The 16,686-nt window shown below is 69.0% G+C and carries 11 protein-coding genes; 2 read left to right on the top strand and 9 right to left on the bottom strand.

What is annotated here, in order from left to right; translation table 11 throughout:
* Nucleotides 1-3: 3 nt before the first annotated feature.
* Nucleotides 4-1,671, bottom strand: a complete 1,668-nt coding sequence (locus tag LZF96_RS04770; protein ID WP_233865905.1) for an FAD-dependent oxidoreductase — start codon at nt 1,669-1,671, stop codon at nt 4-6.
* Entirely contained in the window at nt 1,668-2,252 is a 585-nt protein-coding gene (locus LZF96_RS04765) for a DUF5987 family protein (protein ID WP_233865904.1), read from the bottom strand. Before LZF96_RS04765 ends, LZF96_RS04770 begins: the two co-directional genes overlap by 4 nt.
* A gap of 387 nt (nt 2,253-2,639) precedes the next feature.
* Between LZF96_RS04765 and LZF96_RS04760 the strand changes: the two genes are divergently transcribed.
* Together LZF96_RS04760 and LZF96_RS27260 are read left to right on the top strand one after the other, a co-directional pair.
* Nucleotides 2,640-3,635: a ParB/RepB/Spo0J family partition protein gene (locus LZF96_RS04760; protein ID WP_233865903.1), complete on the top strand. Its 996-nt coding sequence runs from the start codon at nt 2,640-2,642 to the stop codon at nt 3,633-3,635.
* 2 nt (nt 3,636-3,637) lie between these two features.
* Nucleotides 3,638-4,411 (top strand): helix-turn-helix domain-containing protein, encoded by a 774-nt coding sequence (locus tag LZF96_RS27260; protein ID WP_374203096.1) that lies wholly within the window; start codon nt 3,638-3,640, stop codon nt 4,409-4,411.
* 50 nt (nt 4,412-4,461) lie between these two features.
* On the opposite strand, the gene LZF96_RS04745 is transcribed toward LZF96_RS27260, so the two are convergent.
* From LZF96_RS04745 to LZF96_RS04715, 7 genes are read right to left on the bottom strand one after another with little or no spacing between them, the layout of a single operon-like run.
* A complete protein-coding gene (locus LZF96_RS04745) occupies nt 4,462-5,808 on the bottom strand; it encodes a cytochrome P450 (protein ID WP_233865902.1) in 1,347 nt (448 codons plus the stop codon).
* Complete coding sequence (locus LZF96_RS04740) at nt 5,805-6,338, bottom strand: flavin reductase family protein (RefSeq protein ID WP_233865901.1); 534 nt, start codon at nt 6,336-6,338, stop codon at nt 5,805-5,807. Before LZF96_RS04740 ends, LZF96_RS04745 begins: the two co-directional genes overlap by 4 nt.
* A complete protein-coding gene (locus LZF96_RS04735; protein WP_233865899.1) occupies nt 6,335-6,796 on the bottom strand; it encodes a thioesterase family protein in 462 nt (153 codons plus the stop codon). Before LZF96_RS04735 ends, LZF96_RS04740 begins: the two co-directional genes overlap by 4 nt.
* A 3-nt stretch (nt 6,797-6,799) precedes the next feature.
* Complete coding sequence (locus tag LZF96_RS04730; RefSeq protein WP_233865897.1) at nt 6,800-12,706, bottom strand: type I polyketide synthase; 5,907 nt, start codon at nt 12,704-12,706, stop codon at nt 6,800-6,802.
* Nucleotides 12,703-13,758: an RnfABCDGE type electron transport complex subunit D gene (locus LZF96_RS04725; protein ID WP_233865896.1), complete on the bottom strand. Its 1,056-nt coding sequence runs from the start codon at nt 13,756-13,758 to the stop codon at nt 12,703-12,705. The genes LZF96_RS04730 and LZF96_RS04725 overlap by 4 nt, the downstream gene beginning before the upstream one ends.
* A 2-nt stretch (nt 13,759-13,760) precedes the next feature.
* Nucleotides 13,761-15,683 (bottom strand): CRTAC1 family protein, encoded by a 1,923-nt coding sequence (locus LZF96_RS04720; RefSeq protein ID WP_233865892.1) that lies wholly within the window; start codon nt 15,681-15,683, stop codon nt 13,761-13,763.
* 5 nt (nt 15,684-15,688) lie between these two features.
* Nucleotides 15,689-16,666, bottom strand: coding sequence for a DUF1702 family protein (locus tag LZF96_RS04715; protein WP_233865890.1), 978 nt, complete (start codon nt 16,664-16,666; stop codon nt 15,689-15,691).
* Between the last annotated feature and the right edge of the window lie 20 nt (nt 16,667-16,686).

Here is a 16,686-nt window from a genome sequence, read left to right as displayed (position 1 = left end):
CTCTCACGACCTCCTCCCGTGGGCTCCGTCCGGTACCGGCATGACACCCCGACGTCCGGCGGTGCCGCCGTTCGGAGCGGGGGCCCCGTAGACAACATCCACACCACGCTCCCGGGCCGCCGCCACGATGCCCGGGACGGCCCGCTCGGCGATCGCCGCGATCGTCATCGCGGGGTTGACGGTCAACGCGCCGGGGACGGCCGACCCGTCGGTGACGAAGATTCCCGGATGACCGCGCAGTTCGTTGCGCTCGTCGAGCGCCGAGGTGTTCGGGTCGTCACCCATGCGGCAGGAGGCCAGGGGGTGCACGGTGTAGGCGCCCACGAGGTCGTTGGTCCAGGGCATGACCTTCGCCAGGCCGTCCTTCTCGAGGATCTCGCGAACCTCCGCGTCGGACCGGTTCCAGCCGTCCCAGGTGTTCCGGGTGGGGCGGTAGGCCAGATTGCCACGACCGAGCATCTGCTGGGAGATCCGGTGGGCGTTGCCGGTGGCCGGAGGTGGACCGAAAACGCCTTCGTTGTCGTCCTCGGTCATCGAGAAGATGGTCAACCACGAGGACCACCGCTCCAACAACCGCTTCTTCTCCCGCCCGAACCATGTCGGGCCCTCGGCATCGGGGGCCTGGGCGAGGATGGTTCCCAGTCCGGGGGGGAAGTACAGCTGTTCCAACGAGTAACGGGAGTACTCCGGCAGACTCCCGTCCAACCGGTCCCAGCTCGCGACCGTGGGGCCACGGCCGATCGCGTTGGCTCCGTAGGCCGGAAGCCCGGCACCACGGTCCAGGCCGAGCAGTTCGGCCGCCTTCTCCTCGTCGATCACGGCGGTGTTGAGGCGCTCCCCGTTGCCGGAGAAGTACCGCCCGACGGCGTGCCCCATCGGGCCGAGGTGGTCGGCGCTTCGCTGCAGGATGACCGGGGTCGCGCCCGCGCCCGCGGCGAGGATCAAAATCTTCGCCTCGATGACTCCGGAGCCCTCCCGCACGCGGTAGTCCCGGTCGTTGATGATGTCGTAGTGGACCCGGTAGGAGCCGTCCTCGGTACGTGTGAGGTACTGCACCTCGTGCAGCGGGCGGATCTTCGCGCCGTGCGCGAGCGCGGCGGGGAGGTAGTTGGTCGTCAGGGAACGTTTCGCGTCGAAGCGACACCCCGCCATCATGAAGTTGCAGTTGACGCAGGTGTCGTGATCGATCGCGGCGGCCAGCGGGTTGGCGGTGCGACCGGCGCGATCGCAGGCCGCTGCCCAGAGGCCGCCGGCGTAGGAGACGTCCTTCCACTCCTGGCGGCTGACCGGCAGCGCCTCCTCGACACGGTCGTACCAGGGCTCGAGCGTGTCCCGGCTGATGGCGGCAGGCCACATGCGGCGCCCGATCGATCCCTTCCGGTCGAAGACGAAGCGCGGTGCGCGCGGCATGGCGGCGAAGTAGACGACGCTGCCGCCGCCCACGCAGTTACCGCCCAGGATGCTCATCCCGTCACCGACGACGAAATCGAAGATCCGGGTGTAGGACGAGCCGAGCTTGTAGTCGTGCTCGAACTCCTCGCCGGCCAACCAGGGACCGCGCTCCAGCACGGTGACGCGGGCCCCTCCCGCGGCCAGGTGGTAGGCGGTGATGGCACCGCCGAAGCCGCTGCCGATCACCAGGACGTCGGTACGCTCCACACCGTCGCTCATGCCGGGCTCCCGCCGGGTGTGGTGCCCGGGTGCATACGGGCCAGTTCCCGTCCGTAACCCGAGCGTTCGAAGCGCCACAAACCGTCCGCATCGGGCGGTGTGATGCCCATGGCGGTCAGACCGGGGTGCCCCTCGCGCAGGGCATCGGCCGTGTGCATGTGGGCCGCCGAGTCATAGGCCATGTTGGAGAAGAGGGAGAGCAGCACCCAGAACTCCCGCTCCGGGTGGCCGGGGCTGGTCAGCCGGGTGATGAGCTCCACACGGTCCTCGAAGGGCAGTGCCACGAAGGAGGGCACCCCGGGGTCGAGGCCCAGGCCGATCTCCTCGGCGTACCGTTCGGCATACGTGTTGGCGAGGGAGGCCAGATCCTCCAGCCCCTCACTGATCCCGGTGGCGTCCCAACGCATCAACTCCAGCGCCCCGGCCGCAACCGCGCCACCTCCCTCGGCAGCCCCCGCGACGGCTCGGTCACCGGCCCAGCGCTTGGCGCCGGGGATGATCGTGTCGGCATAGGCCTCGAGGGTGAGTTCCGCGTCGCTTACCGCATGCCCACCTGTCGGATTAATCCGTTCCGCCTGCAATGTTACCTCCGGGGTCTCGACCGGGATACACCTGGCCGGAGGAACGCTAAACTCGACAAGTCCTTTCAAGCAACCGAAGCCACGAGAAACAAGAACGCCCTGGGTTGCACTATGCAACTATCCAAAGTTGACGTTTGAGGACCGCTCCGAGAGAGAAAGACATGAGGGCCAGTTATGATTACGCCGGTTGCCTTACCAGTCCCGACCGATCTTCTTGTCGCACTGGGGATCAAGGATCGCGAAGAACCGGCCCCGCCTCATTTTGGGGGAACATTGGAAAGCTCCGAGGAAGCCTCCGCTCCACCCGATGAAGCCGCCACTCCCGTCAAGATCACGAAACTCCTACCGGCCGACTCCCCTCGAATCGGAGGACTCGACGAATCGCATGTGAGACACCTATCGGAGCTCTATCCCGATCTGCCTCCGATTCTCGTCAACCGAGCGAGTATGCGCGTCATCGACGGCATGCACAGAGTCGCCGCCGCGTCCCTGATCGGACACGACACCGTGCTCGTCACCTTCTTCGACGGTGACGAGGAGGAAAGCTTCCTCCGCGCGATCGCCGACAATGTGACCCGGGGCCTTCCGCTGACGGTGGCCGACCGCAAGGCGGCGGCCTTGCGGATTCTGGGCTCCCATCCCGAGCTCTCCGACCGGAGCGTGGCCACGAGAGTCGGTCTGGACGCCAAGACCGTTGCCGCCGCACGGCGTTCAACCAGGGACTTTCCCCAGCCGAACTCCCGCCTCGGGACCGACGGGAAGCTCCACCCCCTGGACCGCACCGCCGAGCGCATACGCGCCGCGGAGCTCATGACGGCCCAGCCCGGACTACCTCTCCGCACGATCGTGGAGCAGACCGGTCTTTCCCTCGGAACGGCTCATGACGTGCGGCAACGCCTTCGTCGTGGGGAATCTCCGGTGCCCGATTCCCGTCGCCGGAACGAGGTCGCGCCGGAGGGGCACCCCCATTCCCTCCAGCCGCTTTCCCCTCCTCTGGGCCCGCCCACCGCCACCGACACCTCCCGGCCGGGGCCCGAGGTCCCCCGGCCGGGTGCCGGAGGGCGGGGACAGCACGTCCGCAGGTCCGTCGAGACACTGCACCGCCTGGCCGGTGACCCCTCGATGCGGCACACCGAGGCGGGTCGACGCATGCTCCACTGGCTCCACACCCGAGCCGTCCTCGACGACGACTGGCGCCTGCACATCGACGCCGTCCCGACGCACCGCACCGCCACCATCGCGGAGATCGCGTTGCAGTGCTCGCGCTCATGGAAACGGTTCGCCGACGAGCTCACCGGACGCAAGTTCACCAAAACATCCGTCCCGAACGAAACACGAAAAACCTCGGAGAATCGGAACCACCCCCCACACCTCGGGAGTTAAAGATGACCTCCACCGCCATCACCAGAGCGGTCCATCGCGTCATCGACAACATGCAGGCCAACCTGGACCAGGAATTGACCATAGACGACATGGCCCGCACCGCCATGTTCAGCAAGTTTCACTTCACCCGAATCTTCCGAGAAGTGACGGGAACCTCGCCGGGGCGGTTCCTCTCGGCGCTGAGACTCCAAGAGGCGAAACGCCTTCTACTCGACACCGAATTCAGTGTCGCGGACATCAGCAGCCAAGTCGGGTACAGCAGCGTGGGAACTTTCAGCTCCCGGTTCAAATCATGTGTTGGCCTCTCCCCCAGTATGTTCCGCAAACTCCGAGGGCTCTCCACGCGGATCAGTATGGATGAGCAGATGGCATCACGTCCTACTCCTCGGGACACCTCCCGTCCGAACCTTCATGGCAGGGTCCGGCTCGCCCCCGACCGACTTCCCGGTTTCTGTTTCGTCGGAATTTTCCCCACCCCGGTGCCCCAGGGGCAGCCGGTCCGGTGCGCCGTGCTCAACGGTCCCGGTCGGTTCGAGTTGCACGACCTGCCGACCGGGCGGTGGTACGTCCTGGTCCACTCCGTCCCCTACGGACGGGAGACGACCCCCTCGGGCATCGAGAACACCGAGACCGTGTCGGTCGGCCGCTACGGCCCGATTCACGTCCGCTCGGAAAGCCGACCGGATCCGGTCGAGATCCTGCTGCGCCCCCTGGCCCTCACGGACCCACCGATCCTGATGGCACTGCTGGATCTGCGCACCAGGGCATTGGCGTGATCCGGCCCGGACGGCCCGTAGGTACCGCCCGGGCCGTCCGGGCCGCCCTCTCACCGAGCGCGGCGGACCGTCATGGGCAGCCCACCCCGCATCCGCAGTGACAGCATCGGTTCCGGAACCGCCCTGTGTTCCGGCAGGACCGACAGATCCAGATCCCGGGTGATCATCGCCGTCACGAAGACCGCTTCCATCATGCCCAGGTTGCTGCCGACGCAGAACCGGGCCCCCGCCCCGAAGGGTATGTAGGCGTAACGGGGCCGCTCGGCCACCCGATCGGCCCCGAACCGCTCCGGATCGAACACCTCCGGACGTTCCCAGTAAGCGGGGTGACGGTGCATCGTGTACGGGGAGATCAGCACGTCGGCGCCCGCGGTCACCGTGTAGCCACCCACCTCGTCCGCCGCGACGGCCACCCGGGGAAGCATCCACACCGGCGGATAGAGCCGCAGCGCCTCCTGGACGACCCGCGTCGTATGGGTCAGATCGTGCAGATCCGCGGCGGTCGGCGGGCGATCGCCGAGCACCGCCAGCGCCTCCTCCCGTACCCGGTCACGAACCTCACGGTGACCGGCCAGCAACCACAGGGTCCAGCCCACCGTACTGGCGGTGGTCTCGTGGCCGGCCAGGAGCATGGTCACCAGTCCGTCCCGCAGCATGCGACGGGCCGCGGCGACATCCGGTCGGCGCCGGGCGGCCCTGATCATCAGGGCCAACGCGTCGTCCTCCTCCCCTTCCCGCTCCATGCGCGCCGCCCGGTCCGCGACCAGCGCACCGACGACCCGATTCAACTCACGACGGGCGACACGGAACCGCCGTTGGGAGGGGAGCGGCACCCAGGAGGGGACGGCGCCTCCGGTGACCATCTCGAACATGGCGTGGTCCTGAACCGCCTCGAAGGCGTGCGCGATGCCGTCCTGCTCGGTGATGTCCGTCTCCAGGAGGACACCGCCCAGGACCCCCAGGGTCAGGCCGGTCACCTCCTGCAGCAGATCCACCGACCCGCGGCCCTCGTAACGGCGCAATCCCGTCACGAGTCTCTCGGCCTCCCGTGCGACGATCGGGGCCCGCTCGATGATGCGCCCGGGCCGGAAAGCCGGCCGCACGATGTCACGCTGTTCGCGCCAGACCTCCCCGTCACTGGTCAGGAGCCCGTCGCCGAGTGCCTTCCGGGACTCCACCAGGCCGATGCCCTTGCGATAGTTGGCGCCGTTGTCGGACAGGACGTGCTTGGCGTACTCGGGCCGGTTGAAGATATACATCGTCCGCGGGCCGAGGCCCACCCGCACCGCGTCACCGGTGCGGGCGGCCTCGCGCATCATCCCCAGCCGATCCACCATCAGCATCCTCAACAACCGGGGCAGAGCCGTGAGCGGCGGCCCGGGGGGGCGTATGCTCACGCCGGTACCCCTCTCGGTGCCGCGGCGAGCGTGGCGAACCGCCCCCGATGGAAGACCAGCCCGTCCCGCTCCGGTGCGACGGCCATCCCCAGGACCCGCCCGATGTGGATCGCGTGGTCGCCACCGTCGTACTCCCGCCACCGCTCGCACTCGAAGTGCGCCACCGCTCCGTCGAGCAACGGAGCGTCCGCGGCGGTACCGGCCGTCCAGGCCACCGGTTCGAACTGGTCGGCGCCGTCCGGACGTGATGGGTTGGCGAAGTGGCGCGCCACCTCCTCCTGCTCGGCCGAGAGCACCGAGATGCCGAAGGTCTCGGCACGTTCCAGCAGTCCGTTCATCACCGCCTCGCGCCCCACGCACACCAGCACCAGTGGCGGGTCCAGCGACACGGCGGTGAAGGAGTTGGCCGTCATGCCCCGGGGCCGTGCTCCTCCGACGGTCACCACCGTCACGCCGGTGGCGAAGGTACCGAAGGCGTTTCGCAGCCGCTTCGGGTCCGGAAGGACGTCCCGGGCGCCCTGCCCGTTCACGCCACCCTCACCTGCTCGACGCCCCGGGCCACCCGGTAGGGCTCCAGGGCACGCGCGAGCGCCTCGGGCAGGACCGTGGGCACCGTATCGGTGTTCGGTCCGCGCATGCAGGCGATCCGCTGTCGTCCCCGGGCCACCAAGACCTCGGAACCGTCGGGATCCATCCTCACGTAGTCGAAGGAGAACTCCAGTTGGGTCTGCGCCCTCTCCAGCAACCGCATTCGGATGGAGAGCTCGTCGAACGCGGTGATCTCGGCGTAGAACTCGCACTCCACCTTGAGGGTGAACAGCTTCAGGTCCGCCTTGAGGTCGGCGAGGACCTCGGGGGCACGTTCCTTCAGGAAGAGCTCGCGACAGCGTCCCTGCCAACGCAGGTAGTTGACGTAGTAGACGTTGCCGACGAGGTTCGTCTCCTCGAAGCCGACCGTGTGCCTGATCTCGAAGTAATCCTGTCCCATGGGTCAGGACCTCCTTTCGTGTGCGTCCGCACCGGGAACGAGAAAAGCGAGAACCACCGGCTCGGGGGTGTCCCGAAGGCGCGTGGCGAAGGTCGCGACCCGCAGATCACCGGAGACGAAGTGGGTCCAGGCGGCGGATCCTTCGCGCCGGGTGACGGTGAGCGGCGCCGTGGGGAGGACCCCGTACTTCCCCAGACACTCCATCGCGCACCACACCCGGGTGGCGGCGATATCGATGTCCTCGCCGATGTCCCGGGTGATGAACCGGGGAAGTTCGACGTGCACGCCCAGCAGCCCTGCCCAGTCCTCGGTGGACCGGGACACCACGGACTCCACGTCACAGGCGACGGGTTCCTGCGACACGACCGTCAACGTCAGCCCGGCGGCGTGGGAGGAGGACAGATGACCGTCGCCGTCGAACCCGGGCCGTCCGTCCGCTCGGTACCGAACCGTCCGCGGAGCGTCCAGGGCTCGAGAGGCGGCGATCGCGGTCAACGCCCGTCGCTCGTCCACCGAGCCGGCGGGACGACCGTCGTCCGGTTCGACGGTGACCGCGATCGCGGCTCCGGATTCCCCTTCCAGAGCCCTTTCCAGATAGGGGCCCAGCAGGGCGGGTGACCATGGTCCCGAGCCGTCCGTGCGTCGCACGGCACGCAACGTCAGGCCCTCCCACCGCTCGACGACGGTGTCCTCCGCGTCCCGCACGGCGATGTCGTAGACGTGGGTGTCACCGTCCCGGCTCCGCTCCGTCGCGCAGAAGCGCAGTTCCCCGGTGGGCACCACGTGGGACGGCAACGGGTGCAGGCGCTCGATCGACACCGGGAGCAGGGTCGCGTCCGGCACGCACACCTGATTACCGTGCATCAGGGCGTCCCGCATACCCGGATCGGCGAGCAGCATCCGGTCCGGCAGGTATCCGGCGAACCATCCCCCGGGGGTCCCCCGCGAGACATCGGCATCCACGTGCCGGGCGCTCGCCCGGTGGAACCTCACCAGGCGTTGGAAACGCCTTCCCTGGAAGAGCAGACGACCGTACAGGTCCCGATGCGGGTCCAGTGCGACCACCGGGGTCCCGGAGGCCGTCTGCGACGGCGGCCCCGGGGCGGGCGGCACGTCCGCGTCCACCAGGCGTGCCCGGAAGTGGTCCACCGCGAAAGCCGTGTCCTCGGCCCTGAGGACGACGTCCACGGTGTCGGAACCGGTCACCGTGGCGGCGATCCGTATCCGGAGCGTGCCGTTCGGCGGCACCACCACGGGTCGTTCGAAGCGTGCGTCCTCGATCACCCGCGCACACTCCCGACCCGTGACGGCCACGGCGACCTGACTCATCGCCTCCATACCGATCACGGCCGGTAGCAGCAGGTCACCGTCCAGCAGGTGGTCGGCCAGGTAGGGGTCGGAGCCGACGTTCAGCTCGACCTCCGTGACCAGCTCCACCCCGTGGTAACGGATCACCGGGGTACCGACGAAACGGAGCAGCGGCAGCGGCGGCTCCTCCCGGCGCATGGTGTGGATGCCCTCGGTACGCCCGGACACGACCGTCACCACGGGGGCGTCCGGGTCGTACGCCAGTCGCAGCAACGTGTCCACGCCCTGCTCCGGTGGGATCGGGGTGATCCCCTCCCGGGCCAAGGACTCCACGACCGCGAGTTTCTCCCCCATCCCGACTCCGGACCAGACCGACCACTCCACGCAGCGCGCGCGAAGGTTCGGGTACGAGCGCGCGATGTCCTCCGTCAGCGCGGCCAACCACTCGTTGGCCGCGGCGTAGTGGGCTTCACCGCGCAGTCCCACCCGTCCGATGACGCTTCCGAAGGTGATCAGCAGCTTCAGTCGGGACATCTCCAGCGCGTCCAGGACGTGACGCAGACCATCCACCTTCGGGGTGAAGGTCCGGTGCAGGATCTCCGGGGTCAGGTCGGTCAACGGCACGGGCTCGTTGCGCCCCGCCCCGTGCAACAGGCCGGTGATCGGCCCCAGCGCCGCCTCCAGTTCCACGACGGCCGCCGTCACCTGTTCCGGCCGGGCGACATCGGCGCGGGCGTAGCGGAGCGGGATGCCCGTCCCGGCGATCCGCTCCAGGTTGGCGGCGAGTTCGCGGTCGGAGGCCGGGTCGGAACGGCCGAGCAGGGCCAGGGCCGCCCCGGTCTCCCGGGCGATCGCCAGGGCGCACTCCGCCGAGATCCCCTTACCGCCCCCGGTGACCAGCAGGACATCCCCCGCCGCGAGCGGTGCGTCGGTGCGTTCGGCCGCGAAGGGCAGGGCGCCGAGGGTGGGTACCCGCCGGACGCCGTCCGGACCGTAGTACACCTCGTTGAAGTCGGTCGTGGCCGCCACCTCGGCGACGACGCGGTCGGCCACCAGGGCGTCCGGCGGGGCGTGCACCACCGTGGTCCGCAGGTGTTCGGCCTCCTGGTGGAGAGTCTTGGCCAGACCGGCCGCGCCGGCACCGTACTGGAGGAGGACGAAACGTCCCGCGGGGAGCGTCAGCGCCCGCTGCGCGGCCTCCAGCACGTGGTCAACCGCCGCCGGATCGCACTCCGGTGGCAGACAGGCCAGGACCCCCGGGCCGACACCCGCGTTGCGCAACCGGTCCCGCACCTCGGCGGCGACGCGATTGTCCGGGGTGGTGAAGAGTTCCCACTCACCGTTCCCCTCGGGCGGACCGCTTCTCGGCAGCGGTTCCTCCGTCGGCGTCACCGCGAAGGACCGTACCCAACTCGCCGCACCGGCGATTCGGGCCGAGGGGGTCGGCGAGACCGATCCGGTGGTTCGGAGCGCCTCGAGCGCCTCGGCGACCTCGACCAGCGTCGCGGTCGCGAAATTGGCCGGGACCTGCGCCGCGCCGATACCGAGGCGACCTGCCGCCTGGTTGACGATCTGCCCGACCGAGATCGAGCTCAGGTGCAGGTCGTCCAACAGTCTGCTGTGGACATCGACGAGTTCGACCGGGAGTTCCGCGCGTTCGGCGATGATGGCGCGCAACAGGGAAAGGACATTTTCGTCCCCCTCTCCGGCGGGGTCGGCCGGCGGCTCCTCCCCGGCGGGGGGCGCCGCGTGGTCGCTCCCGTCCTCCACCCCGGACGCGGTGGGGGGCGCGGGCTCCCCAGCCCGGGTCGTGTCCCCCGTCACGCCCTCCGCCCGCACGGGGGATTCCGTGGCGGGCTTGTACCGCGACGGTTTCGGCAGGCCGTCGTCGGGAACCCGCTCACAGGGGTTGACCAGGAAGTCGAATTCCCGACCGACCTCCAGGGGGCGGAGGAGTCGGTTGTCGAAGAGCCTCTCGATGTCCACGGGTGCGCCGATGACGTGGGCCGCGGCCACCACCCGCAGCAGGCCGGCCAGGGAGTCGGACTCGCTGTCCATGGCCACGGCCGGCAGCCCGGTCACTTCCGTGGCGAGGGAGGACAGGACGTGCCCGGGCCCGACCTCCACGAAGAGATCGACCTCCTTCGCCGCGACGGTCACCGCCTCGGCGAATCGCACCGGCGCGGTGATCTGCCGGCGCAGCGACTCCCTCGGATCGGTGCCGGGTGCCGGCTCCGCGCCCGTGATCGTGGAGACGACACGACCCTCGGGCTCCTCGACCGGCGCCGTGGCCAGCCACGCGCCGAAGACCTCGGCGGCGGGCTCCACCAGGGGCGAGTGGAAGGCACGTGTCACCTGTAGCCGGACACAGTCCAGTTGCCGGGCCGCGGCACGCGCGGCCACCGTCTCCACACCGGCGGGAGACCCGGCCACCACCGTCTGGTGGGGACCGTTCAGGGCCGAGACGACGACATCCAGGTCGGCGATCAGCTGTTCGACCTGTTCCGGTCCGGCGGCCAGTGACGCCATGGCGCCGACCGCTCCGTGCTCGGCCATCGCCCGCCCGCGCACCCGAGCCGCTTCCAGCAGGGTGTCCTCGGACAGCGCACCGGCCCAGTGCAGGGCGGACAGCTCACCCAGACTGTGGCCGACGGCACAGGTGGCCTCCACCCGCAGGGTATCCAGGACACGCAGGCCGACAACGGAGCCGGCGACGATCCGTGGCTGTGCCACGGCCGTGGAGGTCGGGTCGGCGATGGTCTCCGAAGTGGCCCGCCGGTACACCTCCTCGGCCTCCGGGAACCGGCGTCGCAGGGCTCCCCCCGCCGTCCCGACGGAGCCCTGGCCCGGGAAAAGGAACCCGATCCGACCACGCCGGCCGGCCTCGCCGATCAGGGCACGGCCGTCCGCGGAGAAATGGCGTGTCGTACCGGAGTCGAGCAGGTCGGCCAACTCGCGCAGACGCCGGTCGGCGTCTGCGGGGGAGGTGACCACGGCCGCCGCCCGGTGACGCGATCCGCTTCGCTCCCGCTGCAGCGTGGCGGCCAGGTCGGCCACCTGTGCGTAGGAGACGCTCTCCACGAACTCGGCGGTGCGACGCAGCGTCCGGGCCAGAGCGGCGGGGGTGTCCGCGTCGAACACCAGCAGTTCGCAGTCCTGCCCCGCCCCGGCAAGGGCCAGGGACCGCCGACCGGCTCTCCTGCGCCGCCCGGTCGGGGCGTTCTCCAGCACCACGTGGGTGTTGATCCCGCCGAAACCCATGGCGGTGACGCCGGCTCGACGGCGTGCCTCGCGCGGCCACTCCTCCGCCCTCTTCAGCGCTCGCAGCGGCGCGCCGGGGCGGGCGAGGACCTCGTGCGGTTCGACGCAACCGATGGTGGGCGGCAGGACCTGCTGGTCCACGGCCATCGTCGCCTTGATCAGCCCGGCGACGCCCGCGGCGGCCTTGGTGTGACCGATCATGCCCTTGATCGAGGTGATCGCCGCCGGTGGCGCGTCCGGGTCGGCGTCCGCCCGGGCCCCGCTGAGCGCGGTGAGCTCCGCCGCGTCACCCACCGCCGTGCCGGTGCCGTGGCCTTCGAACAGGGAGACCGTCTCGATGCCGAACCCGGCCCGCTCGTACGCCCGTTGCAGTGCCAGGCGGTAGCCATCGATCTCCGGACGGGTGATACCGCCGAAGCCGTCGGAGGAGATTCCCCACCCCGCCACCACCGCGTAGATACGGTGATGGGCCGCGACCGCGTCCTCCTCCCGCATCAGGACGACCATGCCGCAGCCCTCACCGGGCCAGAAACCGTTGGATCGCCGGTCGTACATGCGCATCTCACCGGTGGCGAGAGCCCCTGCCTTGGCGAAACCGATGATCTCGAACGGGTCGATCGAGAGATCGACACCACCCGCGACGGCCACATCGATGTCGCCCTCCAACAGAGCGGTGGCGGCGGTGGTGATCGACAGCAGCGAGGAGGAACAGGCGCCGTCCACCGTGTATCCGCCACCCTTGAGATCGAAGTGGTTGCAGATCCGGCCGGCGATGGTGTTGGCGAGACCGCCCGCGAGGGTGTCCTCGTCCACCGGGGGGAAGGGCTCCTTGTAGCGGTCCTCGACCCCCGCGAGGAACTCGGCCACGCGCCGGTCGTCCCATCCCTCGTCCCGCAGTGCGCGTGCCATGACACGGTGGACATAGGGCCAGCGCAGCCGCATCACGTTGGCCCGGGTGAACTCCCCGGTGAGGGTGTTCCCCACGATCACACCGGTGCGGGAACGGGGCAGGTTCCCGCCCGGCGTGAAGCCGGCGTCCAGCAGGGCGCGGGAGGCGGTGTCCAGGGCGAGCCAATGGGTCAGGTCGGTGGAGCGGTAGGTGCTTCCGGGGACCTTGTACGCGACCCGATCGAATCGGTACCCCTCCAGAACCGCTGCGTTGCGCGCGTAGAATCGGTCGGGCGCGGTCGGGTCGGGGTCCCAGTAGTCCGCCAGCGGCGTGCGCACGTCCGGCAGGCGGCGGAACGCGCGGCGTCCCGCGACGGCGTTCTCCCACAGTTCACGAGGGGTGGTGGCGTCCGGATAACGGCAGGCCAGGCCGACGATCGCGATTCTGTTCATGCCGAGGCCACCACCTTTTCACGCCCCACCACGGTGTGGGGGTCGGCCGGATCGGAACATGTGCAGGCGCCCGCGCACCCACCCGCGCACCCGGTGTCCCTCACCATGTCGACACGCTTCTCCTGCTCACGGGCCAGGCGGCCACGCTCGCTCGCGTCGGCGACCCAGAGGTAGGTGCCCCGGATGAGACAGATCAGGGCGGTGGCGAAGAAGATCCCGTAGGCGACGCCCAACGCGGTCAGCAGGCCGTACATGGCCGCCGTCCCGCCTCCGAAGGCGATCTGCCCCACCCGGGACGAGGGCGTGGTGCCCGGGTCCGAGATCATGTAATTGCTGAACAGGACGAATGCCACTCCGGTCATCATGGCGAGTGCCGCCGGGATGGAGGTCCCGAACAGCAGACCCCGGATGACCGCCTGGGCGGCGAAGCCGCCCACCCACGCGAGCACGAGCCACATGCGGTCGGTGAGCTTGGCGTTCAGCATGGTGCCGAGCACGATGATGACGGCGGGCACCAACCAGTCCACACCACCGTCGACGTTCTCGGTGAACTGATAGGGCGGCGCGATGCTGGCCCACGGGAAGGCCAGCAGGATGACGGTGATACCAAGGTTCGAGGGGTTCATGAAGTGGCGCATCCGACCGCGCACCGGCGCCCGCAGGACCCACTTGGCGCCGATCGCGACGATCACGCCGAACACCAGGCCCCATACCATATCGTTCACATAGATGAGCATGTTGACGGCGAGACCGGTGATGTGGGCCGGATAGAGGAACTCCATGAAGCCGCGTCTCCCGTTGCCGAGGAAGCGCGGGGTCCGGCCGTCGACCCGGGCGGCTATGATCTCCAGGACGATCTCGGTGGTGTAGGCGGTCAGCAGCGCCACCAGCGGCCAGGTCCAGGGCTGCTCGAAACCGAGAACCGTGTAACCGAGGATGTTCAGCACGGAGATGGAGATGGCGAAACGGCGCAGGGCCTTGACGATCTTCGGACTGTGATACGGCGTCGCGGCTTTGCGCGATGTCGGCGGTGTCGGCGGTGTTGTCGTCATGGTCAGTCCTCCTTGGCCTGGGAGCCGAGTACGATCCGGTGCCAGCCGGGGCTCAGCCGGAGTTGCTGCTCGCGGGGCCTGCCCTCCTGGTCACGCCAGGTGATGTGGACGGGCAGCGTGCCGGTCGCCTTCCGACCGAGTCCGAGGTGAATCTCGGTACTGCGCTTGCCCGAGTGCCCGCTTCCACCGTCGAGTTGGGCGACGCGCGGGGTCCCGTCGGGCAGCGTGACGCGGACCCGGGCGCCGATCACCGGGGAGCCCGCCTCGTTGTGCAGCTTCAGGCCGATGAACTCCCCCGATGTCTCGGTGGTGTTGCGGTAGAAGACCGGGTCGGCCCACTGCCGTGCCACCGCCATGTCGAGCCGGCCGTCGCCGGTGCTGTCACCGGTCGCGATTCCGCGGGTGGGAGTCGGGACGCCCACCCCCACCTCCCGGGCGATGTCGATGTACTTGCCGTCGCCGGCCCGGGCGAACAGGCGCATCGGCTGATTCCCCGCGATGTCGTCGCCCACCTTGACGTTGGGCCACCACAGCGGATTCGAGATCAGGGAGTCGTTGCTGGCGGCCAGCTCCTGCAACTGCGGCCAGCGGTTGGTCTTGCCCTTGACGAAACCGACGGCCTGGACGACCTCGGGCACCCCGCTGTTGTCGAAGTCGGCGGCCTTGATGTCCCAGCCCCAACCGGCCCAGGCCAGTCCCATGCTCGTACTGCGGTCACGGTAGGGGGCGGTGCCCTCCAAGAACTTCCCACGGATCTCCGCCTGGTCGGCAGCGGTGCCCACGAAGACGTGGTTGGACTCCTGGATCCCGAAGGAGGTGGTGATGTTGCTGATGAGGAAGTCGAAAAGCCCGTCCCCGTTCATGTCCGCGAAGTCCACGCCCATCCCCTTGAAGGAGGTGTGGCCCAGCTTCTTGGACTTCGGGACGGTGCCGTCCTCCGCCGAGGTGACCTCGACGAACCTCGGGTTGCCCGGCGTTGATCGGTTGTGGAGCAGTGCCGAGGTGCCGAAGTCGTGGCCCAGGAACAGTTCCGGCAGACCGTCACCGTCGAGGTCGGCGGCGGCCGCCGCCAGCGTCCAGCCATTGCTCAGTCGCTCGGGCAGGGCGGGTTCCGACTTGACGTATCCGTCCTCGGTCCACAGGAAGAGCTTCCCTCCGCCACCGTTGCGAGCCCGGGACATCGAGGCGTTCATCTCCACGCCCCCGTCCCGCGAGGGGTCGAGGACGGGACTGTCGGGGAAGTAGTTGCCGATGAAGATGTCCGGGTGCCCGTCTCCGTCGAAATCGGCGACGACCGCCGCGTTGGAGTGCCAGGTCGGCCCGGTATAGCGCGAGCCGCTCGTGGAGGGCAGCAGCTCGACCGCCCGGAACGAGTCGGCGGTCAGCGCAGGGCCGTCCCCGGTCAGTCGGTCCTCCTCCGTCAGGTAGAGGATCGGGGTACGACCCCAGTAGTAAACGAGCAGGTCCATCCGACCGTTGCCGTTGAAGTCGCCCGGCACGCATCCCATCGGGGCCATGGTGTGGGTGATCGGAAGCGGGTCGGGGTCGAGGAAGAACGGCTCATAGGCCTCGTCCTCCCGGTTGGGCGTCGGTGTGACGACCACCTGGTCGGTTCGTGGGTCGGTGATGCACAGGTCGTTCGCGAAGCCGTCACCGTCCAGATCGTTCATGGCGATACCGGCACCGACGGAAGATATCCACGCCTCGATGTCCTTATACGCCTTGTTGACCGACCGCACCTCTTTCTTCTCGTATCCCGAGGGCATGGCGATCGCCATTGCCTCGAAAGAGAATCTCTCGGCGACCTCCGCCGCCTCCTCATTCGAGGGTTCGGGAATACGCACCACATAGTAGGAACCCAACATGAGAGCCACGGCCACCACACCGGCCGTGTTCTTCCGCAACCATCCTGTTGCTTTCACCATGGTTTTCAGTCCCCTCCGGAAGTGGTTCGGAGCGCGATGGCGGCGGCTATCTCCCGCCGCCACTCCTCGTAGGCGGGTTCGTCACACCGATCCACATCCACCGGTCGCCGCTCGGAGCAGATCCGGGCCGCCTCAGCCGCCCCCATGCCGCACAGCACGGAGGTGGCCCGCCCGGTGTGCGGCACTTCGATCCCGGCCAGCAGCCGGGCCTCCGCGGCGAAGGCCGCGCCCTGGGCAAGGTGGTGGCGATGCACTCCGGCATGGGCGAGAAGTGCGCGGAGTTCGTGCTCGGTGACCGAGCCCGCGTAGGTGGCGGCAAGTCCCGTCCCGGCGTACAGGTCGGCGCGTCGGTGTTCGGGGAAGGACGCCACGAGTTCGGCGACCCGGTCCGGGCAGGCACCACCGACGAACCACAGCGCACGCCCGATTCCCTGGTCGATGACCCTGGCCGCATAGTCGTCCGGGCCACCCCGCCAGGAGAAGCGGAGGGGCTCGTGCGGGCGGCGGACGTAACGATCGGTGTGGAAGTACGCCTGATGGAACCCGTAGCCGTCCAGGATCAGCCAGCGCAACAGCGGATCGGTGCGCCGTACATCGGGCCACAGCGGTTTCGGCAACCTGGCCATGGCCCACCCGATGCCGACATGGACCATGTACACGTGCCGCCGACCACGACCGGCGAGCAACCCGGCGAGTCGCCCCCGGTGACCGGGGAGCGCGTCGTGGATCGTGGCGCCCATGCCCGCGCCCTCGTACGCGAAGCCGCGGTACGCCGGTGGGATCTTCTCCAGGTCCTCCTCGGCCTCCTCACAGGAGGAGGCCGCCAGCGCGGTCGAGAATCCGGAGAGGAACATGCGTCCCACGGTTTCCAGATTCTGCTGTGTGACCGCGTCCTTGCGGTGAAAACCCCTCCTCTCAAGAGCCGTTTCCCTCACAGATGGAGTCAGGATCCTGCCCCGCACTTTTCCGACGAAAGAAGACAACGCGACGAACCGCCTCTCGT

It is taken from the genome of Streptomyces sp. ST2-7A (assembly GCF_021390475.1).
Taxonomy (GTDB): domain Bacteria; phylum Actinomycetota; class Actinomycetes; order Streptomycetales; family Streptomycetaceae; genus Streptomyces.
Note: the sequence above shows the minus strand (reverse complement) of the source record. Positions and strands in the feature narration are given on the sequence as shown.